This is a genomic window from Chthoniobacterales bacterium, from assembly GCA_039930045.1.
Taxonomy (GTDB): Bacteria; Verrucomicrobiota; Verrucomicrobiia; order Chthoniobacterales; family DASVRZ01; genus DASVRZ01.
Genome location: JBDSQB010000005.1, coordinates 177,595 through 204,058, shown reverse-complemented (window position 1 = coordinate 204,058; position 26,464 = coordinate 177,595). Strand labels below are relative to the sequence as shown.

At 57.2% G+C, this 26,464-nt stretch carries 32 protein-coding genes and 1 pseudogene; 5 read left to right on the top strand and 28 right to left on the bottom strand.

Going from position 1 to position 26,464, the window contains the following annotated elements:
* Positions 1 to 249: 249 nt before the first annotated feature.
* A complete protein-coding gene (locus ABIT76_05465; protein MEO7932588.1) occupies positions 250 to 630 on the bottom strand; it encodes a hypothetical protein in 381 nt (126 codons plus the stop codon).
* 153 nt (positions 631 to 783) lie between these two features.
* Here ABIT76_05465 and ureG point away from each other — a divergent pair, with 153 nt between their 5' ends.
* From ureG to ABIT76_05450, 3 genes are all read left to right on the top strand, one after another.
* Positions 784 to 1,389, top strand: coding sequence for an urease accessory protein UreG (gene ureG, locus ABIT76_05460; GenBank protein ID MEO7932587.1), 606 nt, complete (start codon positions 784 to 786; stop codon positions 1,387 to 1,389).
* Between the two features lie 184 nt (positions 1,390 to 1,573).
* Positions 1,574 to 2,395: an urease accessory protein UreD gene (locus ABIT76_05455; protein ID MEO7932586.1), complete on the top strand. Its 822-nt coding sequence runs from the start codon at positions 1,574 to 1,576 to the stop codon at positions 2,393 to 2,395.
* Between the two features lie 172 nt (positions 2,396 to 2,567).
* Positions 2,568 to 6,236 carry a FlgD immunoglobulin-like domain containing protein gene (locus tag ABIT76_05450; protein MEO7932585.1) on the top strand — a complete coding sequence of 1,223 codons (3,669 nt, stop codon included), beginning with the start codon at positions 2,568 to 2,570 and terminating at the stop codon, positions 6,234 to 6,236.
* On the opposite strand, the gene ABIT76_05445 is transcribed toward ABIT76_05450, so the two are convergent.
* From ABIT76_05445 to ABIT76_05435, 3 genes are all read right to left on the bottom strand, one after another.
* On the bottom strand, positions 6,237 to 7,304 hold the full coding sequence (locus ABIT76_05445; GenBank protein MEO7932584.1) for a dienelactone hydrolase family protein: 1,068 nt from the start codon (positions 7,302 to 7,304) through the stop codon (positions 6,237 to 6,239).
* Between the two features lie 147 nt (positions 7,305 to 7,451).
* Entirely contained in the window at positions 7,452 to 8,534 is a 1,083-nt protein-coding gene (locus tag ABIT76_05440; GenBank protein MEO7932583.1) for an acyltransferase, read from the bottom strand.
* A 13-nt stretch (positions 8,535 to 8,547) separates the two neighbouring features.
* Positions 8,548 to 9,735 carry a PilT/PilU family type 4a pilus ATPase gene (locus ABIT76_05435; protein ID MEO7932582.1) on the bottom strand — a complete coding sequence of 396 codons (1,188 nt, stop codon included), beginning with the start codon at positions 9,733 to 9,735 and terminating at the stop codon, positions 8,548 to 8,550.
* A gap of 146 nt (positions 9,736 to 9,881) precedes the next feature.
* On the opposite strand from ABIT76_05435, the gene cls reads away from it, so the two are divergent.
* Entirely contained in the window at positions 9,882 to 11,294 is a 1,413-nt protein-coding gene (cls, locus tag ABIT76_05430; GenBank protein MEO7932581.1) for a cardiolipin synthase, read from the top strand.
* A gap of 1 nt (position 11,295) precedes the next feature.
* Here cls and ABIT76_05425 read toward each other — a convergent pair whose 3' ends face one another.
* Complete coding sequence (locus tag ABIT76_05425) at positions 11,296 to 12,369, bottom strand: hypothetical protein (protein ID MEO7932580.1); 1,074 nt, start codon at positions 12,367 to 12,369, stop codon at positions 11,296 to 11,298.
* A gap of 45 nt (positions 12,370 to 12,414) precedes the next feature.
* A complete protein-coding gene (locus ABIT76_05420) occupies positions 12,415 to 13,017 on the bottom strand; it encodes a flavin reductase family protein (GenBank protein MEO7932579.1) in 603 nt (200 codons plus the stop codon).
* Positions 13,018 to 13,051: 34 nt separating this feature from the next.
* Between ABIT76_05420 and ABIT76_05415 the strand changes: the two genes are divergently transcribed.
* Positions 13,052 to 14,281: an MFS transporter gene (locus tag ABIT76_05415; GenBank protein ID MEO7932578.1), complete on the top strand. Its 1,230-nt coding sequence runs from the start codon at positions 13,052 to 13,054 to the stop codon at positions 14,279 to 14,281.
* Here the strand turns inward: ABIT76_05415 and ABIT76_05410 are convergent.
* The 22 genes and pseudogenes from ABIT76_05410 to ABIT76_05305 all read right to left on the bottom strand — a co-directional run bounded on the left by ABIT76_05410 (position 14,278) and on the right by ABIT76_05305 (position 26,459).
* Entirely contained in the window at positions 14,278 to 14,529 is a 252-nt protein-coding gene (locus ABIT76_05410) for a VF530 family protein (GenBank protein ID MEO7932577.1), read from the bottom strand. The two genes, ABIT76_05415 and ABIT76_05410, sit on opposite strands and share 4 nt — an antisense overlap.
* Positions 14,530 to 14,736: 207 nt before the next feature.
* Positions 14,737 to 15,348 (bottom strand): 30S ribosomal protein S4, encoded by a 612-nt coding sequence (gene rpsD, locus ABIT76_05405; protein MEO7932576.1) that lies wholly within the window; start codon positions 15,346 to 15,348, stop codon positions 14,737 to 14,739.
* A 28-nt stretch (positions 15,349 to 15,376) separates the two neighbouring features.
* Positions 15,377 to 15,964, bottom strand: coding sequence for a 30S ribosomal protein S11 (gene rpsK / locus ABIT76_05400; protein MEO7932575.1), 588 nt, complete (start codon positions 15,962 to 15,964; stop codon positions 15,377 to 15,379).
* A 17-nt stretch (positions 15,965 to 15,981) separates the two neighbouring features.
* On the bottom strand, positions 15,982 to 16,359 hold the full coding sequence (gene rpsM / locus ABIT76_05395; protein ID MEO7932574.1) for a 30S ribosomal protein S13: 378 nt from the start codon (positions 16,357 to 16,359) through the stop codon (positions 15,982 to 15,984).
* 29 nt (positions 16,360 to 16,388) lie between these two features.
* Complete coding sequence (gene rpmJ, locus ABIT76_05390) at positions 16,389 to 16,502, bottom strand: 50S ribosomal protein L36 (GenBank protein ID MEO7932573.1); 114 nt, start codon at positions 16,500 to 16,502, stop codon at positions 16,389 to 16,391.
* 314 nt (positions 16,503 to 16,816) lie between these two features.
* The gene (gene map, locus ABIT76_05385; GenBank protein MEO7932572.1) at positions 16,817 to 17,605 is read right to left on the bottom strand and encodes a type I methionyl aminopeptidase; all 789 of its coding nucleotides are present in this window, start codon (positions 17,603 to 17,605) and stop codon (positions 16,817 to 16,819) included.
* Positions 17,602 to 18,246 carry a nucleoside monophosphate kinase gene (locus ABIT76_05380; protein ID MEO7932571.1) on the bottom strand — a complete coding sequence of 215 codons (645 nt, stop codon included), beginning with the start codon at positions 18,244 to 18,246 and terminating at the stop codon, positions 17,602 to 17,604. The genes map and ABIT76_05380 overlap by 4 nt, the downstream gene beginning before the upstream one ends.
* Before the next feature lie 8 nt (positions 18,247 to 18,254).
* Positions 18,255 to 19,763: a preprotein translocase subunit SecY gene (gene secY / locus ABIT76_05375; GenBank protein MEO7932570.1), complete on the bottom strand. Its 1,509-nt coding sequence runs from the start codon at positions 19,761 to 19,763 to the stop codon at positions 18,255 to 18,257.
* A gap of 155 nt (positions 19,764 to 19,918) precedes the next feature.
* Positions 19,919 to 20,350, bottom strand: a pseudogene (gene rplO, locus ABIT76_05370) (50S ribosomal protein L15).
* 20 nt (positions 20,351 to 20,370) lie between these two features.
* A complete protein-coding gene (rpsE, locus tag ABIT76_05365) occupies positions 20,371 to 20,916 on the bottom strand; it encodes a 30S ribosomal protein S5 (GenBank protein ID MEO7932569.1) in 546 nt (181 codons plus the stop codon).
* A 1-nt stretch (position 20,917) separates the two neighbouring features.
* Positions 20,918 to 21,286 carry a 50S ribosomal protein L18 gene (rplR, locus tag ABIT76_05360; GenBank protein ID MEO7932568.1) on the bottom strand — a complete coding sequence of 123 codons (369 nt, stop codon included), beginning with the start codon at positions 21,284 to 21,286 and terminating at the stop codon, positions 20,918 to 20,920.
* Between the two features lie 3 nt (positions 21,287 to 21,289).
* Positions 21,290 to 21,829: a 50S ribosomal protein L6 gene (gene rplF / locus ABIT76_05355; GenBank protein ID MEO7932567.1), complete on the bottom strand. Its 540-nt coding sequence runs from the start codon at positions 21,827 to 21,829 to the stop codon at positions 21,290 to 21,292.
* A 12-nt stretch (positions 21,830 to 21,841) separates the two neighbouring features.
* Positions 21,842 to 22,240 carry a 30S ribosomal protein S8 gene (gene rpsH / locus ABIT76_05350; protein MEO7932566.1) on the bottom strand — a complete coding sequence of 133 codons (399 nt, stop codon included), beginning with the start codon at positions 22,238 to 22,240 and terminating at the stop codon, positions 21,842 to 21,844.
* Positions 22,241 to 22,256: 16 nt separating this feature from the next.
* Positions 22,257 to 22,829, bottom strand: a complete 573-nt coding sequence (gene rplE / locus ABIT76_05345) for a 50S ribosomal protein L5 (GenBank protein ID MEO7932565.1) — start codon at positions 22,827 to 22,829, stop codon at positions 22,257 to 22,259.
* Positions 22,830 to 22,835: 6 nt separating this feature from the next.
* Positions 22,836 to 23,108: a 50S ribosomal protein L24 gene (gene rplX / locus ABIT76_05340; protein MEO7932564.1), complete on the bottom strand. Its 273-nt coding sequence runs from the start codon at positions 23,106 to 23,108 to the stop codon at positions 22,836 to 22,838.
* Positions 23,105 to 23,470, bottom strand: coding sequence for a 50S ribosomal protein L14 (gene rplN / locus ABIT76_05335; GenBank protein ID MEO7932563.1), 366 nt, complete (start codon positions 23,468 to 23,470; stop codon positions 23,105 to 23,107). Before rplN ends, rplX begins: the two co-directional genes overlap by 4 nt.
* Positions 23,471 to 23,482: 12 nt before the next feature.
* Positions 23,483 to 23,770 (bottom strand): 30S ribosomal protein S17, encoded by a 288-nt coding sequence (gene rpsQ / locus ABIT76_05330; protein MEO7932562.1) that lies wholly within the window; start codon positions 23,768 to 23,770, stop codon positions 23,483 to 23,485.
* Between the two features lie 33 nt (positions 23,771 to 23,803).
* Complete coding sequence (gene rpmC, locus ABIT76_05325; protein MEO7932561.1) at positions 23,804 to 23,992, bottom strand: 50S ribosomal protein L29; 189 nt, start codon at positions 23,990 to 23,992, stop codon at positions 23,804 to 23,806.
* Positions 23,993 to 23,997: 5 nt separating this feature from the next.
* Complete coding sequence (gene rplP, locus ABIT76_05320; protein MEO7932560.1) at positions 23,998 to 24,420, bottom strand: 50S ribosomal protein L16; 423 nt, start codon at positions 24,418 to 24,420, stop codon at positions 23,998 to 24,000.
* A gap of 30 nt (positions 24,421 to 24,450) precedes the next feature.
* Positions 24,451 to 25,116: a 30S ribosomal protein S3 gene (gene rpsC / locus ABIT76_05315; GenBank protein MEO7932559.1), complete on the bottom strand. Its 666-nt coding sequence runs from the start codon at positions 25,114 to 25,116 to the stop codon at positions 24,451 to 24,453.
* Positions 25,117 to 25,121: 5 nt separating this feature from the next.
* Complete coding sequence (rplV, locus tag ABIT76_05310) at positions 25,122 to 25,601, bottom strand: 50S ribosomal protein L22 (protein MEO7932558.1); 480 nt, start codon at positions 25,599 to 25,601, stop codon at positions 25,122 to 25,124.
* A gap of 12 nt (positions 25,602 to 25,613) precedes the next feature.
* The gene (locus ABIT76_05305) at positions 25,614 to 26,459 is read right to left on the bottom strand and encodes a hypothetical protein (protein MEO7932557.1); all 846 of its coding nucleotides are present in this window, start codon (positions 26,457 to 26,459) and stop codon (positions 25,614 to 25,616) included.
* Positions 26,460 to 26,464 lie beyond the last annotated feature (5 nt).

Sequence of the window (26,464 nt, the reverse complement as noted above, 5' to 3'; positions counted from 1 at the left end):
CCTCGGTCGTCGGGCTAAATACCTTGGTCGTCGGGGTGACGACCTGGGTCGTTTGGCAAACTACCGGGGTCGTTGGCGTGACGACCGAGGTCGTCGAGCCGGGGACCTGGGTCGTTTTGAAAGTGGAACAGGTCGTCGCGATGTCGGACGAGGTCGTCGAAGCGGGAACCGGGGTCGTTTTTGGATGCGACCCCGGTCGTTACGGCGACGGACAGGCATTTTCCCGCTCGGGAATGCCTCGGATTGGGTTTACGGGGTCTGCGGCGTGGCCGGGGCGGACGGGGCGGACGGAGTCTGGGCACCGATCAGGCCGGAGCGGAGGCCTCGGAGTTTGACGGTGAGTTCGTGGTCTTTGCTGAGCAGGCCCTCGACGAGGCTGACGGTGTCGGTGGAGAGTTTGTAGAATTGCTCGCGCAAGTCTTTCTCGTGTTTCACGGCGTCGATGGCGGCTTTCTCGGCCGTTTTACGGGCGCGTCCGGCGGATTCGATGAGGCCGCCCGCTCCGCTCAGTTGGGTGATGCGGCTGGCTGGGTCGAACCCTTTGGCGGTGAGGTCGGCGGTGTAAGGGCCGAGGGCGTCGGCGACTTTGCCGATGTAGCTTTCTTTCAATGGATCGTTGAGGTCAGACATATTTCGATTTTCTATTGGTTACTACGTTGAGATGTGGGCCACGTGGCCAACGACCGCAGGTTTATCAAAATGGAACGGGAGTGGTCAAGACGGCTGGCTTTGAACCCTTTTTCTGCTTCGTGCCTTCGAGTCTTCGTGATTAATTTCTCCCCCATGAAACACGCTGTTCGTATCGGTATCGGCGGCCCTGTCGGGTCGGGAAAAACCATGCTCGTGCTGCGCCTCTGCCAATGGCTGGCCGGGGAAATCTCGCTGGCGGTGGTGACGAACGATATTTACACGCGGGAGGATGCGGAGTTTCTCGTGCGCAACAACGCGCTGCCCGCGGATCGCGTGCTTGGGGTGGAGACGGGGGGGTGCCCGCACACGGCGATCCGCGATGATACGTCGATGAATCTGGCGGCGATCGCGGAGCTGGAGCGGCGGCACCCGGACGTGCAACTCATCCTGGTGGAGAGCGGCGGCGATAATTTGTCCGCCACGTTTTCGCCGGAGCTGGTGGAGTCGTTTATCTATGTGATCGATGTGGCGCAGGGCGACAAGATCCCGCGCAAGGGCGGTCCGGCGATCCGGCACAGCGATCTGCTGCTCATTAACAAGACGGAGCTGGCTCCCTATGTCGGCGCCGATCTGGGGGTGATGGCGCGGGATGCGAAGCTGATGCGCGGGGACAGGCCGTTTCTGTTTGCGGATTTGCGCTCGGAGAAGGGGAAGGACGACTTGCTGGCCTGGCTGCGGCGCGAGGTGCTGTTTGCGTGATGGAAGACTGGATGTTAACGGGCCGAAGAGTGCAGTCCTCTCGTTCCCAAACTCCCGTTTGGGAACGCACTTGTCTGGGAAACTCTGTTTCCCTCCCGCCTGGCAAACGGAGTTTGCGGGACAAGACATTCCCAAACAGGAGTTTGGGAACGAGGCGGTGGGATATTAACCCTTTTCCCCGCCCATGAGCCAGGGCATTGCGGGTCATCTGGAGCTGGTCTGCGGGTTGGACGACCGGGGTGTGAGCACGATCACGCGGCAATCGTTTCGGGCTCCGATGCATCTCAGCAAACCGTGGCGCGAGGGCGCGACGTTGATCGTGCATATCGTGAATCAGACCGCTGGATTGCTGGCGGGGGATTGCATTGAAAGTCGGATCGAAGTCGAATCCGGCGCACGCCTCCTGGTGACGACGCCAAGTGCGAGCCGGGCGCATCGGACGGATTCCGGGGAGATCTTTCTGCGCCAGCACTTCCGCGTGGCGGCGGGCGGCTGGCTGGAGGTGTTCCCCGAGTTGTTCATTCCGCAGGCGGGAACGACGTGCCATCAGCACACCCGGATCGAACTGGAATCTGGCGCGTCGCTTCTCTACATCGACACGCTCGCACCGGGCCGCGTGGCCTCGGGCGAGAGCTTCCAATACACCGCGCTCGACTGGCGCACCGATCTGCTCATCGGCGGCGAACCGGTGGTCCGCGAGCGCTCCCGGATCGTTCCCGACGCGCCGAACCTCACGGCACTCCGCCACGTTTTCCCCCATGCCTATTATGGGACGGTCTATCTCGTGACGCCGACGCCGCTCGTCGGTGGTGATGGAGCGCTGGACGACCTGCTTTCCCTGCAAAGCGACTCGCTCTGGATCGGCCTGAGTCCGTTGCAACCCGGCGCGTGGGCGATCAAGCTCCTCGCCGCCGACAGCCCGACCTTGCGCCGCGCGATCCAGCAGGTGCGGCAGGCTATTTACCGCGCCCTGGGTGAAGTCGAAGTGCCGCTGAGGAAGCTCTGATCTTTCGGGAGCACGCGTCCCGCGTGTTCCAGCGGACGTCTCGTCCGATGGCTGGGACGGGCCCTTTCGCGGGACGCAAAAGGGAACACGCGAGACGCGTGCGCTCCCGAAGCAGTCAACTCGCGCTTTCGCCGGTAGCCTTTCCCTGCTAGTTTCCGCGGGCTTTTGCACGATGACTCTCTGGCGTTCCATAGCATTATTTCTGTTGCTGATCGGGCAGCTCACGGCGGCGACGCTTCCTTTCCAATTCACCCTCGACGAGGACGCCACGACCAGCGCGGGCGTTTTTACTCCCGATGGCACGCTCGTCCGCACGCTCTGGAGAAAGGTGGATTTCACCCGTGGCGACCACACTTCGACTTGGGATGGACTCACCGACGAGCAGGCTGCCGCTCCCGCCGGCTCCTACTCGGTGCGCGTCTTGTCGCATCACCTCGACTACATCTGGCAGGGCGCAATCGGCAACACTTCCACCGCGCAATACGGTCCCACGGTACATCGCGGCTTTCGCCCGTTGCGCGATCTAACCATTAGCGGCACGAACGCCTTCTACATCACCGGCTACGTCGAGGGCGACTACGATTTCCGCCAATTTCTAACCAACGACATCCAGCGGGTGAACGATCATTGGTGCTGGTATCGCAACACCGATGGCACGCTGGTGAGCCAGACGGGCAACATCTTCACCCCCGAATGGGTGGCAACCGATACGGATGGAACTTGGGTCTATTTCGCAGCTCCAGATAGTACTAACCCGGTGACGCGCGTGGACCATAGCGGGCCGGGTTTCATCGTGGCCTCCGATGTTAGCACGCACCAGAGCGTGAGCTTTACCAACGGCGCACCGATCGAGAACGGCCCGGCCAATTTCCTCCCTTTCGCCAATGGAATCAAAGTCGGATCGGTCAAGGGCGTCTCTGGAATCGCGGTCGAGAAAACGGGCAGCACCCTGGCCGTGAGTGTGCGTCCCGAGAATAAAATCTATCTCGTCCACAAGCGCACCGGCGCGGCGATCCGCACGATCAGCGTCCCCTCGCCCGGCGCATTATCCTTTAGCCCCAATGGCGATCTCTGGACGATCAGCGGCACGTCGCTCTGCCGGATCACCACGCCGGCGACGACTCCGAATGTTAGCACGCCTGTTAGCAATTTGCAGGAGCCCCTCGATCTGGCCGTCGATCCAAATGGGGCATTCGTGGTCGTGGTGGACGCGGGCAGCAGCCAGCAGGTGAAGGCGTTTAGCACGACCGGCAGTCCCATCCTAACCTTCGGACAAGCCGGCGGTTACGCTGCCAATGGACCCGACGTGACCCACGATAAATTTCTTTTCCTCGACCGCGAGGGCAAGCCGGGCGGCTCCATCGCCATTGGACCGGACGGCTCCTTCTGGCTGAGCGATGTCGGCAATCGCCGCCTGCTCCATTTCGCCGCCGACCGCACCTATCTCGAGGAGATCATGTTTCAAAACGTCTCCTACTCGACCAGTGTGGATGCTAACAATCCCACTCGTGTCTTCTCCGATTTCCTGGAGTTCTCGGTCGATTACTCGAAGCCGCTCGCGCAGGGCTGGAAGCTAGTACGAAACTGGGGCGCGAATCTGCCGGTGGAGTATTTCGACTTCGGCTGCGGCGTGCGCCAGGTCACGACGTTGTCGAATGGCCGGACTTACGGTGCTGTCGCCAAAAAGGATGTTCCCGGCGAGGAACTGGTCGAACTCACCGCGCAGGGCACACGGCTGACTAACATTCCATTCACACCCACGAAGGCCGATCCGGGAACCTTTGAAACGCTCACCCCGACCGGCGCGCTCCGTCGCGGCCACATCTATGGCGACTCCGGCACGACGGCCACCTTCGAGGAGAAGCCACTGCTGGGTTTCGACGACCAAAACAATCCGCTCTGGGGCAGCTACACCACGCTCGCCACCGCGCCCGCGACGAGCAAGGACCCACTCACCCGCTGCTGCAGCTTGGGCGACTTCCGAATGCCCAGCACTACGACTGACATTCTCATCTCCTTCGACGCGACAAAGAACAACGGTTGGCATCTCGGCGGCGTGAGGAAAGGCGGCAGCGACTGGCTCTGGAAGGCGAGCCCGACCGTTAGTACTAGCGTTCCACTAGATGGCCTGGGTTCGTTCGACATCGGCGACAATGTTAACTATCCGGGCAACACCGTTTTCACCAGCGGACGGAATGTCATCTTCGGCTACCACGGCGAGTTCTGGGCGGATCATCAGGCGTGCCAGTTCATGCATTTCTACGACGACGGATTGTTCGTCGGGCAATTTGGCGAATCGAGTCTGGGCCACGAAAGCTTCGAGGGCGTGATCCCCGGGCTCGCCGGCAACAGCGCGTTCTCCTTCGTCACTGAGGTTAATGGGAAGATTTATCTCTGGGCGAACGACGAGAGCCAGCACGGCCCGCAACGCTGGCTGCTCGACGGAGCGCAGACCATCCGCGAAACCACCGCCACCGGCACTCTGGGCCAGACTCAGATGTTAGTCATCCCCGTCGCGCCCAACCCGTTTCCCACGGGAGTTGCAGTGCAATCTGGCGATGGCCGCGTCTCCTTCACCTGGAATCCGGTGGCCGACGCGAAGAGCTATAACGTCAAGCTGGCCACCTCGCGCGGAGGCATCGCCACTCTCATCGCGGGCGGCGTGGAGAGCACCGGAAAAACCATCGCCAATCTCACCAACGGCCAGACCTATTACTTCTCCGTCTCCGCCGTGACTAACCATAGCGAGTCCGTTGACTCCACCCCCGTCGCCGCCACCCCGGCGAGTCTAACCTCCCTCGTGGAAGTCGCCGGACGTTATGATCAAGCTGGCGCGGAGCCATCCAAGTTACAGGTGAATGGTAATCAGATAGCGGTTGGCAAACCTGTGTTGACCAAGCTTAGTCCACTGTTAGGAAATCTAACCTTGCGCGACATTGGCTCGGCTGGTTATCGCATCTTTAGTTGGAGTGCCAGCAATCTCACCGATTCCATAAATCTGTTGCCCGGAAACACCATCGAACCCAAATCTGGGTGGAGGACGGATGGCTTTCTGAACTACCAGTTTTCCGTAAACAATGTGCCCGGTTCCATTAGTGGCCTATACGTGGTTAACACAGGAACAAGGAAGGGCACGATTGACATCACCCCCCAACATGCCGGCGTTTATTATCTCACGGTTGTCATGCCAGCACGGTTCCACGATGCGGCCACCTACAAAGTTCGGATTAGTCCCAAAGACCAGACTTTGCCGAGTGTCGGTTATGACACGACGGATACTGTAGGCATCAGCCACATCTATCAGTTTCGCTTTCAAGGTCCGGTCACACTGACGATTGAATCCATCAGCGGCATTGCGGCTGTGCAGGCTGTATTTCTAGATGAAGCAGGGCTCATTCCACAGGAAACCACCGGCTTCCAGCTTTGGCAGCAGCAGAACTTCAGCAGCACAGATCTAGCCAATGCGAGTCTCACTGGAATGCTGGCCGACTTTGATCGCGATGGACAATCCAACTTGCTGGAATACGCCCTGGGCACATCGCCCGTGCGCGCCTCGCGATCCGCTATTTTGACTAACATCCTGAACTGGCTGGGCACCGACTATCTCACCTTGCAGTTTACGCGCGATTATTCTGTTCACGACGTCACGATGCGAGTGGGTGCCAGCTCCGATCTAACCAACCCGTCGAGCTGGGTGTGGATCGATCCAGATGACCTCACCTATCGCATTAGTGATTTGTTAGACGTGCCTGCCAAGGGTTTGGAAACGATCATCGTCCGCGACGTGCTGCCTGCGGGCGCTGGCCCGCGTTTTATGCGCCTCTCCGTGGGCCAGCCGTGATCAGCGTTCGGTAAATCCGCGTTCGATGAAGGTCCACGCGGCGTCGCCATCGAAGTCGTGACGGCCAGTAAATTCGTGGTAGTCGAACCGGTCTTCCAATCCAAGTTTACGGTAGTATTCGCGGGCTTCCGGCGCGGCTTTGCGAGCGCCCTCCACGGGGAATAGCTGGTCCTGCGTGCCAGCTTGGATTTGCAGCGGACGCGGGCAGACCAAGGCCGCGATTTGCGGGTCGCGCAGAGCGCCCGCACTGCGACTGAAGCGCCAGTCGAGGAAGCCGTCAGGTTCGTTGCTGTCCAGAACGTCGGGGCGGTCGTTGAAGTAAGCGGCGACTACCGCAACACGAATCCGTGGATCGAGCGCGGCGGTGTAGAGCGTGTTGAAGCCACCGTAGGACATGCCCACCATGGCAAGCCGGCTGGCATCGAATTCAGGGCGTGTAAGCAGGTAATCAATCGCGCGTTCCGTCTTGGTAAATTCCATCGCCAGCAGACTGGTGCCCGCCTCCTCGGCGCGAATGGTTAGAAGGTCGCGGATGTTTTCCGGATAGCCCCGGCCATAGAAAACATAGATCGGCTCGAAGACGGCCCAGCCCCGCTCGATGGCGCCACGAGCCAGATCGCGATGGTTAGATTCCATCAGCGTGATTTTCCCATTGGCCGAATGATCGGGCATTCCGCCGCGCCCATGGGCGGCGATGATCAGTGGCATCTTCGCGTCGTGTTTTTTCGGAACGATCAGGATGCCGACCGCGTTCACCAGAGCGATACTAGCATCGCCCAAGGCGGGGATGACTAACAACGAGTAGCTGGCCAGTTCGTCCGCTCCGATGGAAGTCTCCTGCACGCTGGAAAAATCGTTTCCGTGCAGCGCATTAGCGATGGGATACTGGATCGACTGCCGCAGGGTCGCCCGCAGAAATTCGGTGCTGGCGGCATAATCCGGCAGCGAGGAATACAGGATGTTTTGCAACTGCGGCAGATGGGCATCCAACTCGCGTGTGCTCTTAATGTAGCCATCCGTTTCCGCAACGAGCCGGGTGTTGAGCGCGACGACATCATCGAAAGGCATCTGGGCATTGTGTGAGATTTTGGCCTCCACTTTGTCCCGTCCGCGCTGGGACGCGATCCAGGCCGAATCATAGATGGGTCGGGCAAAGTAGGACCATGCCAGCAAGGCGACACCGCAAATAACCGCTGTCCGAACTTTTATCACGGGTCAGCTCCTTCTCTTGCGACTGTAGAAATCGACGAGGATGTAGCAAACGCAGGCCATGATGGCGGCAGTGCCACAATAGGCGAGCGAACCGGGCAGCTTAAGTTTCTGAGAGAGGCTGTAAGACGTCATATGAGTGAGATAGAGCGGGTAGGAAATGTTTCCCAAAAAGGTGAATATTCGGTCCAACGTCGAGCCTCTCTGCGGGGACTTGAGGTGTGGCCAAAAGAGTATGAAGACGACACACGCAAGAGTGAAGGCGTTGGCCAGGGTGGTGTATCCGTATTCTGGCAGGAAGTTGGAGAGCGTATGCCGCCGCCACATCGATCCTATTTGAATGACTGCGACCAGGCTGATGTGAAACACCAGGCAAGTCACACACAAGCTCAATACCTGTCGGCGAGTCTCCCATTTTCGAGCGATTAGAAACCCGATCAACCAGGGAAATGCCAGACAAGGCAGGTTGATTCCATACATCGTGCCCGCGAAATAAGGCTGATGGAGAAGTGACCGGCTGAGAGTGTATCCAGCATAAAACAGCAGCGAGCCTAGAGTGAGCCATTGCAGCCAGCGGGTGGTGATTTTCTGGAAAAGTGGAGCCAGCGTATAGAGCCACACCTCGGTAGCGAGCGTCCAGGCCGGTATCACCAGCGAGTACGGGATGATCACATTTTGTAAAAACAACAAAGCAGCTAGCAACTGCATCTGCCATCTGTAAGGAGTAGACGCAAAAGCGGCTGACCTATCCACGATAAACAGGTAAGCAATGGAAAAGAGATAGACCGGGTATATTCGCTTGAGGCGTCGCACATAAAATCCATCGGCATCCTTGTTAATCGATGAGCCGATGGAAAGACCACTGATGAGGAGAAACCCAAAGATGGCTTCGACTTTGCCGAATGAAGCGACAAACTGCTGGACTGCACCCGGAAGGTAATCCCCCAAATGCTGCGCAGCGACGATGGAGGCAAGCAGAAAGCGAGAGAGGGAAAGCCAAGCCCAAGGTATCGGGTCGGGTTTTGGAGCAGGCTTCAGGTCCTTATTAGAACCCGCGTCGCTTTGAGGTGGCAATGTTTTAAGAACCATCGAATCCAAGGATTTAAACCGGCAACGCCGGAGGGACTGCGGCGGCGGGTTTTTCCTGGATGCGAAGGCCGCTTTCCTGGAAACCGGAGGATTTGGAGGTTTTCTGGTTGCGCAGCGAGTCGAGTTCGCGGCTCATCTTGTTTTTGATGTTGCAGTAGAGCATGGCGGATTCCTCGGTGATGATGCCTTTTTCCACGGCCTGGAGGAGTTCCTGGTCGAAGCTGTGCCAGCCTTGTGGGACGGCGGCTTCGATGATGTCCTGAAAGGTGCGTCCGTCTTTTTCACCGTAGAGCATGGCTTCGCGCGTGCTCAGGCTGCTGCCCATGATCTCGGTGATGAGGTGGCGGCCTCCGCTGATCTTCGTAACGAGCCGCTGGCTGATGACGTAGCGGAGGGTCTCGGCGAGGCGCTGGCGGATGAGGGGTTCCTCCTCGCGGGTGAACATGCCGAGGACGCGGTTGATGGATTGGCCGGCGTTGATCGTGTGCAGGGTGCTGAATACAACGTGACCCGTCTCGGCGGCGGTCATGGCGATCTCCATGGTCTCGCGGTCGCGAATTTCTCCGACGAGGATGACTTTCGGCGCCTGGCGCAGGGCGGCGCGGAGGCCGTTGGGGAAAGAGTTGAAGTCCTTCCCGAGTTCGCGCTGGCAGAAGATGGATTTCTTGTGCGGATGGAGAAATTCGATCGGGTCTTCGAGGGTTATGATGTGACACGACTGCTGCTCGTTGATCTCATTGAGCATGGCGGCGAGCGTCGTCGTCTTGCCGCTGCCGGTGCCGCCGGTGACGAAGATGATGCCGTTTTTCTCTTTGATGATGTTCTTGAAGACGGCGGGCAGGTTGAGCGCCTTCATGTTAGGAATGACGGAGTTCAGCTTGCGCATGACGATGGCCGGGTTGCTGTTTTGCCGGAAGAAATTTACCCGAAAACGCGCCTCGGGGATGGAGTAGCTGCAATCGCACGAGCCATTCACGAGCCAGTCCTCTTCGAGCCGCTTGTTGCCGTTCATGAGAATTTTTCCCATCGCGGAGACTTGGGCGTGAGTCAGGCCGAGATCGGGCGGATCGGTCTCCATGGCGTGCAGATGACCATGCAACTCGATGTGCGGCGGCTTGCCCACGACGAAAAGGAGATCGGAAACGCCGTCGTCGGTATCGATCATGGCGGCGAGGATGTGGTCGAGGAGTTCTTTGTTCAAAATGGGTAAAGTTGTTTCCCGTTACCTAGCAAAAATCCTGCCACGGATGATTTCCCTGCGGAGATTTGTGAAAATGTCCACCGTCTGCGTTATCTGCCGAGGAAAAAAGATTTCCTTCTTCCGAGAATCTTCCGAGTCTGAGCGCCATGTGGCTGACCCTCCTGCTGGCCGGATTTCAACTGGCCGGGTTTCTCACCTCGATCAAAGCCATTCTCGAAACGCGCACTTCGCAGGGCGCGATTGCCTGGGCGGTGGCGTTGAACGCGATCCCGTGGCTGGCGGTGCCTGCGTATTTCGTTTTTGGCCGCAGCAAATTTGCCGGTTACATCCATTCGCGCCGAGCGGAAACGCTCAAGACCAGCGCGGTGGCGCGTCAACTCGTGACCGACGTCGAGGAGTTTCGCCTGCGGCTGGAGACGCGCCAGCACGAGACACTGCTGCTGGAGAGTCTCGCAAAAATGCCGTTCACCACGCATAACCGCGCCGAGCTGCTGATCGACGGTGAGGCGACTTTCAGTGCAATCTTTCGCGCCATCGCGCAGGCCAAGGACTACGTGCTCGTGCAGTTTTACATCATTCGCGACGACGGCCTCGGCCAGCGGCTGCGCGATGCCTTACTGGCCAAGGCTGCCGCGGGCGTGCGCTGTTTCGTGCTCTTCGACGAGATCGGCAGCGGGCATTTGCGCAGCTATTGCCACACGCTGCGGGCGGGCGGCGTGCAGATCGCGCCCTTCGACACGACGAAAGGTTTCGCCAACCGGCTCCAGATCAACTTCCGCAACCACCGCAAAATCGTCGTCGTGGATGGGCGCGTCGCCTTCGTGGGAGGTCACAATGTTGGCGACGAATACCTCGGAAAAGACCCGGGTCACGGGGCCTGGCGCGACACGCATGTCGAGGTCGAGGGTCCGGTCGTGCAGGGCGTGCAAGTCTCGTGGCTGGAGGATTGGAAGTGGGCCACGGACGAAACGCCGGTGCTCAACTGGTCGCCGCAGCGCAGTCCGCAGAGCAATACCGCCGCGCTTTGCCTCACCAGCGGCCCGGCGGACACTCTGGAAACGGCGACGTTGTTTTTCCTCTTTGCGATCAATTCCGCCCGTGAGCGCCTCTGGATCGCCAGCCCGTATTTCGTGCCCGACGAGCAATTTATCTCCGCGCTGCAACTCGCGGCCCTGCGCGGCGTCGATGTTCGCATCCTCATTCCCGAGAAGCCGGACAACGAGCTGGTGCGACTTTCATCCTACTCTTACCTCACAGAAACCATCCCGCTCGGCATCCGTTGGTATCGGCATCGGCGCGGGTTCATGCATCAAAAAGTCATGCTCGTGGACAATGACTACACCGCCATCGGCACGGCGAATTTCGACAACCGCTCCTTTCGCCTGAACTTCGAGGTCACGATGGGTTTCGCGGATCACGTGATGGCCCAGAAAGTCGAGGCGATGCTGGAAAACGACTTTCGGAACAGCCATTGGGTCACGCAGGAGGAAATCACCGACGCCGGTTTCTGGTTCCGGCTGCGGGTACGCGTGGCTCGTTTGCTCGCGCCGATCCAGTGAATCAGTCGCAGGGCAGCATCACCCAGACATTGGGCTTGCCGACATTGCAATGCACCGCGCGATTCAGCAGCGAGAGTCCGCTCCACGACAGATAAATGGCATAACGCGCCGCGTGCCAGCCACCCGACCAGCCGGGGGCCTGGCCCCAGCGCGCCAGCCGGTTCGCCACGCTCGGCACCGGATGGAAAATCCACTCGACCCATTTCGAACGCTCCTCCTCGCCAGCCTGGGAAAAATCGTATTGCAGATAATGCTCAAACTCCGCTGCCTCCACGCCCTTTACATAGAGCGCGTAGTCGCCCGCATAGACCGACGGACGACTCAGGCTGGGCAAAATCAGCAGCCCGACGAACGACCAGAGCGTAAACCAGAGAGCGAGTTCCACGAGACCGGCCACACTTTGCAGCGGGTGACGCACGAGTTGCACAGCCATCAGGAGCCCCAGTAAATTGAAACTCGTCGCGATCACGATCCCCGCCACGGGCATGAACAATTTCTGCACATGATGCCGTCGGCGTTCGTCCATCGCCCGCAAGCGCTGGCCGCGTCCGGTCACAAAGATCGCCTTCTGCATCCCAGGGAAACCCGCGATGCCCCCGGTGAATGCGTCGTCAAGCGACTTCCAGGCATTCTCACCGCGCGCTTGAAAGTCGCCCATGATTCGGGCCAGACTCGGTTGGCAGGCGAGCAACAACGACATCCAAGCCAGACCGATGAGCCATTCGGACTTCCATAGCCATGTAAGTCCGATTAGGAAAAAGATTGCCGCCTGCACCGTCACGCCGCGCACCCAGTTCGTCACAAAATCGCTAAAGTCCCCGTAGTAACGCCGGTGCAGCTTCGGCAAAATGTAGCCGCCGAGCAGATCGAACGGCGCTTGCAACGCAATGTAACCACCCAGAAACGTCGCCAGCGAGATCGCGAGTTTCTTTCCTATCAACGCCTGTGCCGGAAAGAACTGGCCCGGTAAATCCAGTCTCAGAGCGACGGCCGCCAGCACCACCCAGAATCCGACGTTGGCGATCCCCAGCCAGAGCCGAGCACGGGCGTAGGACATGCGGTGGCGTTTCGACATGCGCTACTCATGGGAAATTTTGTTAGAAATGGCAACCGGATAACTCTACGCCGGGCGAATCATTTCAAATTGCTCATTCGTCCGGCAATACCAGTGCGGCGAGGCCATGCGCCCGACCGGATGATAGTCCGCCGTCCGAATGCGCTGCGTCTCCGTCTCGAACAGCTCCTCGCGCAGATGCACGCGATGGATCAGGCCCACGATCATCCGGTTGCCACCAATTTGCAGCGTGCCCCACTCGGTGCATTCCAGGCTGGCCGGAGCCTCGGCAATGCGCGGCGGCTTCACCATCGTCGAAGGCAATGTATGCAAACCCGCGTGCCCGATTTCACTCACACCCGGCGGCAGGCTGGCGGCGGTCCGGTTCATCGCCCCGGCGATCGATTCGTCCACCAGATTCACCACAAACTCGTGGTTCAGCCGGATGTTTGCCGCCGTGTCCTTCGGGGTGCCATCGTCGCGATCGCCCGGCGCAAAGGCCAGAATCGGCGGGTTCGCGCCCATCACATTGAAGAAACTGAAGGGTGCCGCATTCACGATTCCGTCGCCATCGAGAGTCGTCACCAGCGCGATGGGGCGCGGCGTTACCAGCGAGGCGAGAATGGCGTAGGCGCGGTCGGCGTGTTTTCCTTCCAAGTCGAGTTCCATGCTGCTCAACTTCCGGGGAAACGACCAAAAATCAATGACTGACACCCTGCCCGGCGCCCGCAAATCCCTCGCCCTGCTCCTGGCGATCAATCTTTTTTGCTACCTCGACCGCTACATTCTGGCCGCCGTCATCCCCGACATCAAAGCCACGTTTCTCGCCGGAGCGCCCGATGCCAACGCCAAAGCCGGACTGCTTACGACCGCGTTTCTGCTGAGTTACATGCTCACCGCACCCATTTTCGGCTGGCTGGCGGATCGTTACTCGCGATGGGTGATTATCGGCCTGAGCGTCGGCCTCTGGAGTCTGGCCAGCGGCGCGTCGGGGTTGGCGACGGGCTTCGTCATGCTCCTGCTCACCCGGGTTTTCCTCGGCATCGGCGAGGCGGGTTACGGACCGGCCGCGCCCACGATCATCAGCGACTGCTATCCGGTGGAAAAACGCGGGCAAGTCCTGGCGTGGTTCTTTATGGCGATCCCGGTCGGCAGCGCGCTCGGCTACGCGTTTGGCGGTCTGATGACGAAATGGCTCGACTGGCGCTGGGCTTTTTATCTCGTGGTGCCACCGGGACTGCTTCTCGCGGCCTTCTGCTTCTTCATGCGCGAACCCCGGCGCGAATCGAGTTCCAATGCGCTCAAACCCGGATGGAGCGACTACAAAAAACTCCTGCGCATCCCCTCGCTCGTCACCAACATCCTCGCGCAGGCCGCCATGACCTTCGCCATCGGAGGCCTCTCCGTCTGGGCGCCGACCTACATTCACGAGGATCGCGGCGTGCCCATCGCCACCGCCAGCCTTATCTTTGGCGCGATCCTCGCGGTCACGGGATTGATCTCCACCCTGCTCGGTGGCTGGCTGGCTGACCGGCTGCGGAGTCGTTTCTCCGGCGCGTATTTCCTCGTCTCGGGCTGCGGCATGCTCCTGGCCTTCCCCTGCACCATCGCCATGCTTTACGTGCCCATGCCATTCGCCTGGATCTTCATCGCGCTGGCCATGTTCTTCCTTTTCCTCAACATCGGCCCGTCGAACACCGCCATCGCCAACGTCACACCGGCCAACATGCGCGCCACCGCCTTTGCCGCGAATATATTGGTCATCCACCTCCTCGGCGACGTCCCCTCCCCGTATCTGATGGGCTGGATCAAGGACCACGGCACCTGGTCGCAAAGTTTCTTCGCCGTCTCCGTAGTCATGCTCGTCGCCGGAATCGTCTGGCTCTCGAACCAAAAATCCCTCGCCCGCGACACCGCGCAGGTCGCGATCTAACTCGACTCGGTCTCGGTCGGGGTGCTCCGAAACTCGGCCAGAAACCAGTCCTCCACCCGTTTCCGCGCCCACGGCGTCTTGCGCAGAAAGGTCAAACTCGACTGGACCGACGGCTCATACTGGAAACATCGGATCGGTATGCGGTCGCCCAATTCCTCCCAGCCGTGACGTTGCACGAGCTGCATGAGGATCGCTTTCAACGTGACCCCGTGCAAAGGATCGCGGGCATCGCGTGAGGAGGGAGTCATGGACGAAAGTGTGCCATAGGCCAACGGTCACGTCTTCCAAAAAGCAATGGAGAAGACAATGCCTCCATTCGACCAACCCGATTGATTATTGGTGCAACGACCGGGCAGGCCGGTTTCGATGTCGTGTCCCTGGTTGCCGCTCAACAAAAAACCCCGCGCTGCGAACAGGCGGGGTTTTAGTGATTCGGATGAAACTCCGACGGAGTTTTAGCGGGAGTAAAGCTCGACGATGAGCTGCTCGTTGACGATCGGGGCGATCTCTTCGCGGCTCGGGATGCGGGAGACGGAGCCGGTGAAGTTTTCCTTATCGACGGTCAACCAATCGGGGATCGGGGCGATCTGGGTCAACTCAACATACTTGGCACCGAGACGGCGAGAAGCAGGCTTGTCTTTGATCGCGATGACGTCGCCAGCGCGGACGGTGAAGGAGGAGATATCCACCTTGCGGCCGTTCACCGTGACGTGGCCGTGGCCGACCATCTGGCGGGCGGCGTTGCGGGAATTGGCAAAACCGAGGCGAAAGATGACGTTGTCGAGACGGGTCTCGAGGAGTTGCAAAAGGATTTCGCCGGTGATGCCGCGACGGGTCAGGGCGATCTCAAAGTAGCGGCGGAATTGACGCTCGAGGACGCCGTATTGGTAGCGCAGCTTTTGTTTCTCCATCAACGCGAGGGCGTATTCGGAAGTCTTGCGACGGGAACCTTTCGGGCCGTGCATGCCGGGCGGATAGTTCTTGCGTTCGAGTGCTTTGCTGGGGCCAAAGATGGCGACGCCGAAACGGCGGCTGATCTTCGATTTGGGGCCTGTGTATCTTGCCATAAAATTTTAGATTAAAATGAAACTCGGATCAGACGCGGCGTTGTTTTGGCGGGCGGCAGCCGTTGTGCGGCACCGGGGTGACGTCTTTGATGACGCTGATTTCCAGACCCACGGCCTGGAGGGCGCGCACGGCGGATTCGCGGCCTGAACCGGGACCTTTGACGCGGACTTCGACTTCCTTGAGACCGTGGCCCATGGCCTGGCGGCAGGCGTCCTGCGCGACCATCTGGGCGGCGTAAGCGGTGCTCTTGCGGGAACCCTTGAAGCCGACTTTGCCAGCGCTGGACCAACCGATCACCGCGCCGTTTTGGTCGGTGATGGAGACGATGGTGTTGTTAAAGGTGGCGAGGACGTGGGCGACGCCGCTGAGGATGTTCTTGGCACCCTTGGCGCGGACGACTTTGACTTTTTCGATGTCGTTGTTGTCGAGCGAGAGATTTTCTTTCTTCTCTTCGGCGGGAGCGGCTTCCTTCTTGGCTTTCGGAGTCTTGGCCTTGGGAGCTTTCTTGACGGGCGCTTCGGCAGCGGCAGGAGTCTCGGTGGTGGCTGGGGCTGCCGCGGCTTCCACGGGAGTTACAGCGGGTTCTTCAGCGGGTGAATTGGTTTCTTCGGACATGATAGGTTAGGAGAAAATTAGGCTTTCGCTTTCTGCACACCGACGGTTTTGCGCGGACCTTTGCGAGTGCGGGCGTTGGTGGAGGTGCGCTGGCCGCGAACGGGTAGGCTGCGGCGATGACGAATGCCACGATAGCAGTTAATGGCCTGGAGACGCTTCAGGTTGCCTTGGATCTCGCGGCGAAGGTCGCCTTCGATGGCGAGTTTGCTGGCCGTGATCGCGTGAATCAGCTCGCCCATTTGCTCGGTGCTGAGGTTTTTCGCGCGAATATTGGGGTCAATATTGGCTTGTTCAAGGATGCGCTTGGCGGTCGTCGGTCCGATTCCGTAGATATACGGGAGGGAGGCTTCGATGCGTTTGTCGCCGGGAATTTCAACACCTAAGAGTCTTGGCATAATGGAAAATGAGTAAAGTGGACGGAGAATTAACCTTGCTTCTGTTTGTGACGCGGATTTTTGCAGACAACTCGGACGACGTTCTGACGCTTAACGATGCGGCATTGCTCGCAGAGTCTTTTGACTGATGCTCTTACTTTCATGGTAAATCTTTTGAGGTTCGGAAGTTGCCGTCGCGTATCGTTATTTCCAGCAGTCTAGTCGGCTTCGACTGCGGAAGGGTGATCCTATTTGGGGACAAAAAAACGCTCCCGATGGGTCATCCGCGGATGAATTCCGGGTGCGTTTGATGTGCTGTTGCCCTGCTTTCTCATCTGGGGCAGGACGGTCATCCAGCCCTTTGACAAGTCGCAGGGGGACATCTCTACCACAAGATTTTCCCGTGGCAAGATGTGAATGCGGGTGAAAAGCATTTTTTGGTAAAATTTTGTGGGTTCCCGGTGATTTGCAGCAGATGTTATCTGACGGGCTGGGCAGAAACGGCGGTGGCAGGCGATTTTTCGCGCCAAGTTAGAATCTCGGGTTCTCCGTCAGTGATCAAAACAGTGTGCTCGAAATGCGAAGACGGACGCGCGTCGGCGGTAACGACGGTCCAGCCATCGGCGAGAATTTTGACCGCCGACGTGCCCATGTTCACCATCGGCTCGATGGCCAGAGTCATTCCGGGTTTCAATTTCGCGCCGGAGCGAGGGCGACCGTAGTTGGGCACTTGCGGTTCCTCGTGAAGTTTGCGGCCGACGCCATGCCCGACAAATTCCCGGACAACGCTGAATCCATGCGCGGTGATTTCGTCCTCGACGGCCGAACTAATATCGCCGACGCGGTTTCCAGCCACGGCTTGTTTGATTGCCAGATAAAGGGATGCCTCGGTCGCCTCCAGCAGATTTTGGATTTTCGAATCAATCGCCCCTGCCGCAACGGTAGTTGCAGTGTCGCCGACGAAGCCCTCGTAAAAAACCCCGATGTCCAGCTTCACGATGTCGCCGTATTGAATGCGGCGTTTGCCACCGATGCCATGCACGACTTCTTCATTAAGCGAGATGCAGATGTTTCCGGGAAACCCGCGATAGCCGAGAAATGCGCTCGTGCAGCGATGTTGCGCGATCAATTCGGCAGCGGCGACGTCGATCTCGCCGGTGGTGACTCCGGGTTGAACCAGGCGGCTCACCTGACCAATGATTTCGCCCGCGCGACGGCCCGCCTCGCGCATCCGGTCAATTTCCTTGGCGGTCTTGATAGGGATCATGACAGCAACGCCTCCTCAATCTTGGAAAAGATCTCATCCATCGACTGGTTGGCGTCGATTTTGCGCAGGAGCCCCTGCTTTTGATAAAATTCCACGAGGGGTGCGGTTTTTTCGAAATATTGCACCATGCGATGCTGCAACACCTCGGGCTGGTCATCCGCGCGCCGCTCCAAAACGCCACCACATTTGGGACACGGAGCCGTGCCAGATTCGACATGGAGTCCAATGTTGAAAATAGTTTTGCAGGAAGAACAGGTCACCCGTCCGAGCACGCGTTTTTCGATGGTGGGAAAGTCGCATTCCAAAAACAAGACGACTTCCAATGGAATGCCAGCGGCTGCCAGCAACGGCTGGAGTTGAATTGCCTGATCCAGAGTTCTGGGGAATCCATCGAAAACGTAAGACTCGCGTCCACCACCGAGCCATTTCTTCAAAACTGCCATCACCAAGGGATCGGGGGCCAACTGGCCTTTCGACGTGTAAGCTGCGGCAAGCTGGCCGAGTTCCGTTTTAGCCGCCGCTTCGTCGCGTAAGAGATGTCCCGTGGAAACGGCGGGAATCTGGTATTTCTGAAAAATAAGCTGTGCCTGGGAGCCTTTCCCCGAGGCAGGCGGGCCCAGCAAGACGATCCGGCGCTTCACACAGACCTCTATTTATTTTGCACGAAGAGCAAAATAACCACGGCCACAATGATCAAGATCGCCATGGAAGTCGAAAGCCAGACCATGGTGCTGTCGCTGATGGCGTTGCCACGATTGTAGGCCGCACGCTCGAAACGACCACGGATCTTGCCCTTGCGGAGGAAGCCGTCGTAATGGCGTTGAATCAAATGCGTCTCCACCTGGCGCATCGTGTCGAGCATGACGCCGACCAAAATGAGCAAACTGGTGCCGCCGAAGAAACCTGCCACCACTCTCGGGACATGCATGGCTTCCATCAAAATCTGAGGGAAGATCGCGATCAGGGTCAGGAAAATCGCTCCCGCAAACGTGAGCCGGCTCATGGTGAAATCGAGGAACTCCGCCGTCGGCTTGCCCGGACGAACGCCCGGGATATAGCCGCCATATTTCTTTAAGTCGTCTGCGATTTGATTCGGCTGGAACTGGGTGGCGACCCAAAAGTAGCTAAAGAAAAAGATCATCACACCGAACAAAGTGTAATGCAGCCAGCCGCCGACGAGCATCTGCGAAAGCTGTTGTGCCCAGCCTTGTCCTTTGAAAAGGAAGCCCAAGATCGAGCTGGGAAAAAGCAGAATTGCCTGGGCAAAGATGATCGGCATGACGCCGGCATAATTGACTTTGAGCGGCATGTATTGAGTCTGACCACCGTAAACTTTGCGACCGACGACGCGCTTGGCGTATTGCACGCTAATTTTTCTCTGCGCTTGGGTAATGGCAATGACGCCCGCAATGACGATCACGAGAAATAGAACCATCACGACCAACAGGAACGGCGTGACCTGACTGGCCTGCCCAGCCTCGGACGGAACGAAGGTTTTCCACGCCTGAACCATCGCGGCGGGAAGACGTGCGGCAATGCCGACGGTAATGATCATGGACATGCCATTGCCGATGCCGCGATCGGTGATTTGGTCACCCAGCCACATGAGGAACATGGTGCCCGCCGTCAAAGTGATGACGGTGATGACCGAGAAACCCCAGTCGCTCGGGAAAATTACCAATGGTCCGACGCGCTTGATGGTTTCAGCGATGCCCGGAAGAAACGGACTTGTCTCTGGGTGAATGAAAGAAAGCGAAAGCAGGTAGCCTTGGAAGACGCAAAGAATGAGCGTCGCATACCGCGTGTATTGGGTGATTTTCTGACGACCACCGTCCTCACGAGCGAGTTTGCTGAGTTGCGGAACAACCGCTGTCAGCAACTGGATCATGATCGAGGCGCTGATGTAGGGCATCACGCCCAGCGAAAAAATGGCGCAGTTTTCGAGTGCGCCACCGCTGAACAAACTGAACAAGGCGGCGACATTGCCACCCGCCTGTGGATCCACTGCAGTGCGGAACCACTCATGCAAGACATGGGCGTTGACGCCAGGAGTGGTAATGGCCGCACCAATGCGGACGATAACAAGCATCCAAAGGGTGAAAAGCACCCGTTGTTTCAGCTCAGGAATCTTAAATACGTTGACGAAGGCGGAGATCATCGGCTAAAGCTCAAAGCGCAAAAGCTTAACCGCAATTATTTGGCGACCTTGGTAGCAACCGCTTTTTGAGCCTTAAAAGTTCGTTCGGTTTTTGAGACTTTCGCCTTAACGATTTTTACGCCTTTGACAGTACCTTCTTTGGCAGGCCGAAGAATAATAGAACCACCTAAAGCCTCGATTTTAGCACGGGCTGCATCAGTCACTTTGTCGGCTTCAATGATGATTTTCTTAGAGATTTCTCCACGCGCCAAAATTTTAACGCCGACATATTTGCCGCGAATTAGGTTGGTTTCGAGCAAAGCTGTTTCGTCAATAGTGACACCGTCCGCAAAACTATTCAGATCATCCAGATTGACGATGGCGTAGTTCTTTTTGAAGTTGGCGTTGTTGAATCCGCGCTTGGGCAAACGACGAATGAGCGGCATCTGGCCACCTTCGAAGCCGAGACGAATGCTGCCACCGGAACGAGCCTTCTGGCCCTTGTGACCTTTGCCACTGGTTTTGCCGTGGCCGCTGCTTTCACCGATGCCGAGGCGTTTGGTGCGATGACGGGAGCCCGGACGGGGCTTCATGGTATGAAGTTGCATGGGAAATATTCCTTAAAAAATTAGGCGGCCGCCACTTCAGGAGTGGAGCGATTGATGCCACGGAGAGTGAAGATTTGGTCTTTCTGGCGAAGCGCCAGGAGAGCCGCAATGGTGGCCTTAACCACGTTTGCGTGATTGTCGGAACCGAGAGATTTAGCCAAGACATCCTTGATGCCAGCCGCTTCGACGACCGCACGCACTCCACCACCGGCGATGATGCCAGTTCCAGGAGACGCGGGGCGCAAAAGCACGCGACCACCACCGTATTCACCGATGACTTCGTGCGGAATGGAGTTTTCGCGGAGAGCCACGGCCACCATGGATTTGCGAGCGGCATCGGAAGCTTTGCGAATGGCCTCGGAAACTTCATTGGCCTTGCCAAATCCACAACCGACTTTGCCCTTATGATCGCCAGCAACGATCAATGCGCTGAAGCTGAAACGGCGTCCACCTTTGACGACCTTGGCGCAACGATTGATGAAAACGACTTTTTCGGTGGTGTCGGACTTCGGACCTTTGTCCTCACGATTCCGATCATTTCTGCGACCTTGATTTGGATTTGCCATATTAAAATTGGAGGCCACCAGCGCGGGCTGCGTCGGCGAGAGCTTTGACTTTACCGTGATACATAAAACCGCCGCGGTCGAAAACCACTGCTGTCACGTTCTTGGATTTACTGCGCTCCGCGATCAGCGCGCCAACTTTTTCAGCGATGGCTTGATTGGCGTGAACAGACTTGTTCTCGGAACGAAATGCTTTCTCGGTGGTTTGCACTGCGACCAAAGTCTCGCCGAGAGTGTCGTCGATAATTTGCGCATAAACGTTTTTGCCAGAGAAATGCACCGCGAGACGAGGACGGGCGGCGGTCCCGGTGATCCGCTTGCGGATACGGGCATGACGGAGTTGAATGTTGCTTTTGGCAGTTTGGGCGGACATAGATTATTGGACTGTTTTGCCTTCCTTGCGGAGAATTTGCTCGCCCGCATAACGGACGCCCTTGCCCTTGTAAGGCTCAGGTGGGTAGTAAGCGCGGATGTCAGCAGCCACTTGGCCAACGAGCTGACGGTCGATACCTTCCACGGCGATCTTGGTGTTTTCAGTCACCGTGACTTTGATGCCAGCCGGGATGGAGAAATTGATGGGGTGAGAAAAACCGAGGCTCAAGTTGAGCACGGCTCCCTGCACGGCGGCTTTAAAACCAACGCCTTGAATTTCAAGATCCTTTTTGAATCCCGTGCTGACTCCGGTAACCATGTTGGCGACCAAAGCGCGGCTGAGACCATGCAAAGCGCGAACCTGGCGATTCTCGCTTTCGCGATCGATCACCACATTGGAGCCTTCGAGGCGGGCCTTGATTTGCTTGGGCAGAACCCACTGAAGCTTGCCTTTGGGGCCTTCAATGCTGACCGAGCCTTCTGCATTCACTCCGAAAGTGACTTTTTCAGGCAGAACAACTGCTTTTTTTCCGATACGTGACATTTTAGTGATCCTTTACCAGATGTAGGCGAGTACTTCGCCGCCGACGTTTTCTTTTTTCGCTTTCTGACCGCTCAACACACCCTTCGGAGTGGAAAGAATGGCCACACCGAGACCACCGAGAACCCGGGGAATCTCCGTGGCACCGACGTATTTGCGGAGACCAGGACGACTGACGCGCTTAACGCCGGTGATGGCGGCGGTCTTGTTGACAAATTTAGTGGTAACTTTGATTTGCGGCTGGGTGATTTCCGTTTCAACGGAGTAATCAGAAATGTAGCCTTCTTCTTTCAAGATCTTGGCGATGTCGGCCTTGATGCGGGAATAAGGAGCTTCTACCAGGGCCTTGCGGGCGGCGCTGGCGTTGCGAATCCGAGTCAAAAAGTCGGATATGGGATCGGTAACAGTGCTCATAATTAGTTCGCCAATGTTAGGCAGCCTTGGCAGGCGCTTTCTTGGCTTTGTCAGTGAAGGGAACGCCCATTTCCACCAACAAAGCCTTCGCCTCGTCGTTGGTCTTGGCAGATGTCACGATGGTGACGTCAAAACCAATGTTGCGTTTAATTTTATCGAGTTCGATTTCAGGGAAAATGGATTGATCGGAAACACCGAGGGTGTAGTTGCCGTTGCCGTCGAATGCCTTGGGAGAAATCCCACGGAAATCGCGGATGCGAGGCAGAGCGGTGCGGATGAGACGTTCGAGGAACTCATACATCTTGTCGCCGCGCAGGGTGACTTTAGCCCCAATGGGCTGGCCTTCGCGGAGTTTGAAGTTGGAAATACTCTTTTTGGAAATGGTCTCCGCAGGCTTTTGGCCCGTGATCATACCCAACTCGTTTTTGGCGTCTTCGAGCGCCTGCTTGACGTCCGATTGAGACGCGATGCAGGTGTTGATGACGACCTTTTGGATCCTCGGGATCTGGTGGATGTTCGAGTATCCACGTGTCGCCTTGAGGGCGGGAACGACGCGTTCCTTGTATTCAGTGTAAAGTGTGGCGGCCATAATAACTTATTTCTTCGTGCGAGAAGTTTTCTTCGCAGGCTCGGCAACAGTGGAAAGCTTCACATTTGAAATGTGCAACGGACCTTCGCGCTCAATAATGGCGCCATTCTGATGTTCGGCAGATTTCTTGACGTGTTTCTTAATCATTCGCACGCCCTCGATGAGAACCTGATTCTTACGGGTAAGAACTTGCAAAATCTTGCCGGTCGAACCGCGGTGGTTGCCGGAGATGACAACGACGTCGTCGCCTTTTTTAACGTGGGTCTTCAATGCACTCATACGACCTCCGGGGCTAGGGAAACGATTTTCATGAAATTCTTTTCGCGCAACTCACGGGCCACTGGGCCGAAGATGCGAGTTCCACGCGGATTCAAATCCTTGTCAATAATGACGATCGCATTGTTATCAAAACGCAGGGCTGATCCATCCTCACGCTTGATCGGCTGCCGGGTGCGAACGATGACGGCGCGAACGACGTCGCCTTTTTTCACAGTGCCGTTATGCGCGGCCTCCTTGACGTTGGCGGTGATGACATCGCCCACTTCGGCAGTCATGGTGGATTTGCCAATGACACCAATCATGGTCGCCATGCGGGCGCCTGTGTTATCGGCAACATCTAATCTGGATCTAATCTGGACCATAAAATTTGCTGGTTAGTGTTTGATGACGGACACCAAGCGCCAGCGCTTGAGCTTGCTCAATGGACGCGTCTCGATGATCTCCACCGTGTCGCCGACTTGGGCAGTATTATTCTCGTCGTGAACGTGAAATTTCTTTGAGTGCTTGATAATCTTGCCAAACTTCGGGTGCGGAACGCGGGTGGTGGTCTCGACCACAGCCGTTTTGGCGGACTTGGTGGAAACAACCTGACCGACGCGCGTCTTGCGGACGTGATGCACTTCAGCGGCTGGATTTGGAGTGGTGGAAAGGGATTCGCTCATCTGGCGTGTTTTAATTGGGGCGGTGAGAATACACTATTTATTGCGTTCCGAAAGGACTGTTTCGATACGGGCCACATCTTTTCGGATTTTCGTGAGCTGGCTCGGGTTTTCCAACTGGCCGGTGCCTTGCTGGATGCGAAGCTGAAAGGCTTCTTTGCGGAGTTCGGACTTGCGAGCCACCAATTCTTCGGGACTCAGATCGCGTGCTTCTTTAATTTTCATGGGAGTTAGGTAGCGACGTGGTGACGCGAGATAAAGCGGGTGCGGATCGGGAGCTTGGTTGCCGCCAGGCGCAGCGATTCGCGAGCAATGGATTCCGGCACACCATCGAGTTCAAAAATAATGTTGCCGGGCCGAACCACGGCGACCCAATACTCGGGCTGGCCTTTGCCTTTACCCATTCGGGTTTCAGGCGGACGAGCGGTGACGGATTTGTCTGGGAAAATACGAACCCAGAGTTTTCCTTTGCGTTTCATGTTGCGAGTTAATGCGACACGGGCGGCTTCGATTTGAATGTTGGTGATCCAGGCGCGCTCCAAGGTTTGCAGGGCGAATTCACCGAAATCAACTTTGATATTGCGTGAAGCAGTTCCCTTGCGGCTGCCGCGCTGGGTCTTGCGATACTTCACTCTTTTGGGCATCAATGGCATAAAAGTCTCCTAGAAATTAAAATTGAAAAATTAAACGTTGGCTTCCTTTTTGGGAGCCTCCGCAACAGGCGCTTCGTCCTTTTTGCAAATCCAGCATTTGATGCCGATCTTACCGTAAACCGTGTTGGCTTCCGCGAAACCATAGTCAATCGGCATGCGCAGGGTGTGCAGTGGCACTTTGCCTTCACGATAGGCTTCCGAGCGGCTGATTTCTGCACCGCCGAGGCGGCCAGCACAGCGGACTTTGATTCCCAGTGCACCGAATTCCATCGTCTGCTGGACGGTTTTTTTCATGGCACGGCGGAAAGAAATACGGCGCTCGATCTGCATGGCGATGTTTTCGGCCACGAGTTGTGCATCGAGTTCCGGAGTTTTGATTTCCTGAATGTCGATTTTGACCTGTTTGCCGCCGGACATTTTGGCGATTTCCAGAGTCATGTTCTCGATCTCAGAACCTTTGCGTCCGATCACGATACCAGGGCGAGCCGTGTAAATCGTGGTGCGGATGCTGTTCCAGGCGCGTTCGATGACGATCTTGGAAACCGCCGCGAGCGCGAGTTTCTTTTTAACGTAAGCACGGATGTCGATGTCGGCCTTGAGGAAACCAGGAAGCTCCTGACGGTTGGCATACCAGCGTGAACGCCAGTCGCGGCTGAGCGCGAGACGATACCCAATTGGATTAACTTTTTGACCCATAACGATTATTCTTTGGTTTCGGAGGAAGCGGCGGGAGCGGCTTCAGGGGAGACAGTTGGCTTGGTGGCTTTCGGGGAAGAAACTTTGGCGGAAGATTTTTTTGCCTTGGATTTCGGCTTGCTGGCTTTGCGGGACTCGCGAGTCTCAATGACGATCTCGTCGGTCAAAGTGATGCTGATGTGAGCCGTGCGCTTGCGGATCGGGCTGGCGCTACCGCGAGCCCGTGGACGGGAACGCTTGATGGTCGAGCCCTCACCGACGATCGCTTCTTTCACAACCAGATTCTCAGCACGCAAATCATTGTTGTTCTCGGCATTGGCCACCGCGCTCTTCAGCGTCTTGGCAATCAGGAAAGCCGCTTTTTTGGGGCTGAACGTGACGATGTCGAGAGCTGCCGAGACTGGCAGACCTTGAATTTCACGCGTCACTTCCCGGGCCTTGAAGGCCGAGATCTTAGCGTATTTGTAAATGGATTTAACTTGCATGTTGTTGAGTCTTTAATTGGCCGCGACTTTGAGTCGATGCCCTACTTTGACAGGGGTTTTATCAGATAAAGTTTCTTGAATTAGCGCTCCGAAAAGCTTCTCGCGGACATCGACGACTCGTACCAAGGCTATGGGAGTTTGTCCCTCATAGACCCGGAAAGGCATTCCGATTTTCACGGATTCATTGGAGCCGATATTGCCGATCAATAGACCAAGTTCCGGTTTGAGGCTGATGACCCGGGCATTGGTCAAACTGGCACCGATGGGTTCCGCTTTTTGAGCGGACTCAGGTTCGACTCCAGCGTTTTGGCTGGCGTTCCTTAGCTCGGCTTCAACAGCCAGGCGTGCTTCGGGTGAAACATCCTTGGAAGTCTTCAAAAGCGAAAGGATCGCCTCCGTCAGACTAGCGAGAATCTTTTTGTTTTCGGCCAGGGCGGCTTGCGAAACACTCAGGTCGCTGACGGCTTTGACGAGTCGCTGCTCCAGCTTACTGCGATCGTTTCCAATCGCGTTTAATCCGAGGGCTTCGATCCGGGTTTTTAACTCCCGGTTTTCGGTCACCGCAGCGTCCGCCTCAGTCTTGGCTTGCACCAAGGCCTCGGAAATCGAGCGCACCTGCTCTTGCAGAATCAGGTTCTGCTTGAGCAAATCTTCCGTATCAGAAACCGCCGCCGTAATGGCGCTGGCTGCCGACTTGGGATCTGCTAATTCAATTGTATCTGAGAAAGAACTTTGAGTATTGACCGTCTGCGCAATGGCATTCGACCCACACTCGGCGAGCAACCCTATGATGACCGCCACTGATCCGACTTGCATTCGAATCAACGAACACCGGAGGATTTTGGGCAGTGGCATCATGAGCC

Bases quoted from the DNA above. Each gene is read 5' to 3' on its own strand.
- cls (MEO7932581.1), top strand. From the start codon at position 9,882: ATGTGGCTGACCCTCCTGCTGGCCGGATTTCAACTGGCCGGGTTTCTC.
- rpsM (MEO7932574.1), bottom strand. From the start codon at position 16,359: ATGCCAAGACTCTTAGGTGTTGAAATTCCCGGCGACAAACGCATCGAA.
- ABIT76_05440 (MEO7932583.1), bottom strand. From the start codon at position 8,534: ATGGTTCTTAAAACATTGCCACCTCAAAGCGACGCGGGTTCTAATAAG.
- rpsD (MEO7932576.1), bottom strand. From the start codon at position 15,348: ATGGCAAGATACACAGGCCCCAAATCGAAGATCAGCCGCCGTTTCGGC.
- rplF (MEO7932567.1), bottom strand. From the start codon at position 21,829: ATGTCACGTATCGGAAAAAAAGCAGTTGTTCTGCCTGAAAAAGTCACT.
- ureG (MEO7932587.1), top strand. From the start codon at position 784: ATGAAACACGCTGTTCGTATCGGTATCGGCGGCCCTGTCGGGTCGGGA.
- rplP (MEO7932560.1), bottom strand. From the start codon at position 24,420: ATGCCATTGATGCCCAAAAGAGTGAAGTATCGCAAGACCCAGCGCGGC.
- ABIT76_05450 (MEO7932585.1), top strand. From the start codon at position 2,568: ATGACTCTCTGGCGTTCCATAGCATTATTTCTGTTGCTGATCGGGCAG.
- ABIT76_05455 (MEO7932586.1), top strand. From the start codon at position 1,574: ATGAGCCAGGGCATTGCGGGTCATCTGGAGCTGGTCTGCGGGTTGGAC.
- ABIT76_05305 (MEO7932557.1), bottom strand. From the start codon at position 26,459: ATGATGCCACTGCCCAAAATCCTCCGGTGTTCGTTGATTCGAATGCAA.
- rplV (MEO7932558.1), bottom strand. From the start codon at position 25,601: ATGCAAGTTAAATCCATTTACAAATACGCTAAGATCTCGGCCTTCAAG.
- ABIT76_05415 (MEO7932578.1), top strand. From the start codon at position 13,052: ATGACTGACACCCTGCCCGGCGCCCGCAAATCCCTCGCCCTGCTCCTG.
- rpsK (MEO7932575.1), bottom strand. From the start codon at position 15,964: ATGTCCGAAGAAACCAATTCACCCGCTGAAGAACCCGCTGTAACTCCC.
- ABIT76_05410 (MEO7932577.1), bottom strand. From the start codon at position 14,529: ATGACTCCCTCCTCACGCGATGCCCGCGATCCTTTGCACGGGGTCACG.
- rplE (MEO7932565.1), bottom strand. From the start codon at position 22,829: ATGGCCGCCACACTTTACACTGAATACAAGGAACGCGTCGTTCCCGCC.
- rpmJ (MEO7932573.1), bottom strand. From the start codon at position 16,502: ATGAAAGTAAGAGCATCAGTCAAAAGACTCTGCGAGCAATGCCGCATC.
- ABIT76_05420 (MEO7932579.1), bottom strand. From the start codon at position 13,017: ATGGAACTCGACTTGGAAGGAAAACACGCCGACCGCGCCTACGCCATT.
- secY (MEO7932570.1), bottom strand. From the start codon at position 19,763: ATGATCTCCGCCTTCGTCAACGTATTTAAGATTCCTGAGCTGAAACAA.
- map (MEO7932572.1), bottom strand. From the start codon at position 17,605: ATGATCCCTATCAAGACCGCCAAGGAAATTGACCGGATGCGCGAGGCG.
- rplR (MEO7932568.1), bottom strand. From the start codon at position 21,286: ATGTCCGCCCAAACTGCCAAAAGCAACATTCAACTCCGTCATGCCCGT.
- ABIT76_05465 (MEO7932588.1), bottom strand. From the start codon at position 630: ATGTCTGACCTCAACGATCCATTGAAAGAAAGCTACATCGGCAAAGTC.
- ABIT76_05445 (MEO7932584.1), bottom strand. From the start codon at position 7,304: ATGCCTTTCGATGATGTCGTCGCGCTCAACACCCGGCTCGTTGCGGAA.
- rpsQ (MEO7932562.1), bottom strand. From the start codon at position 23,770: ATGAGCGAATCCCTTTCCACCACTCCAAATCCAGCCGCTGAAGTGCAT.
- rpsH (MEO7932566.1), bottom strand. From the start codon at position 22,240: ATGAGCACTGTTACCGATCCCATATCCGACTTTTTGACTCGGATTCGC.
- ABIT76_05425 (MEO7932580.1), bottom strand. From the start codon at position 12,369: ATGTCGAAACGCCACCGCATGTCCTACGCCCGTGCTCGGCTCTGGCTG.
- rplX (MEO7932564.1), bottom strand. From the start codon at position 23,108: ATGAGTGCATTGAAGACCCACGTTAAAAAAGGCGACGACGTCGTTGTC.
- rplN (MEO7932563.1), bottom strand. From the start codon at position 23,470: ATGGTCCAGATTAGATCCAGATTAGATGTTGCCGATAACACAGGCGCC.
- rpsC (MEO7932559.1), bottom strand. From the start codon at position 25,116: ATGGGTCAAAAAGTTAATCCAATTGGGTATCGTCTCGCGCTCAGCCGC.
- rpmC (MEO7932561.1), bottom strand. From the start codon at position 23,992: ATGAAAATTAAAGAAGCACGCGATCTGAGTCCCGAAGAATTGGTGGCT.
- rpsE (MEO7932569.1), bottom strand. From the start codon at position 20,916: ATGGCAAATCCAAATCAAGGTCGCAGAAATGATCGGAATCGTGAGGAC.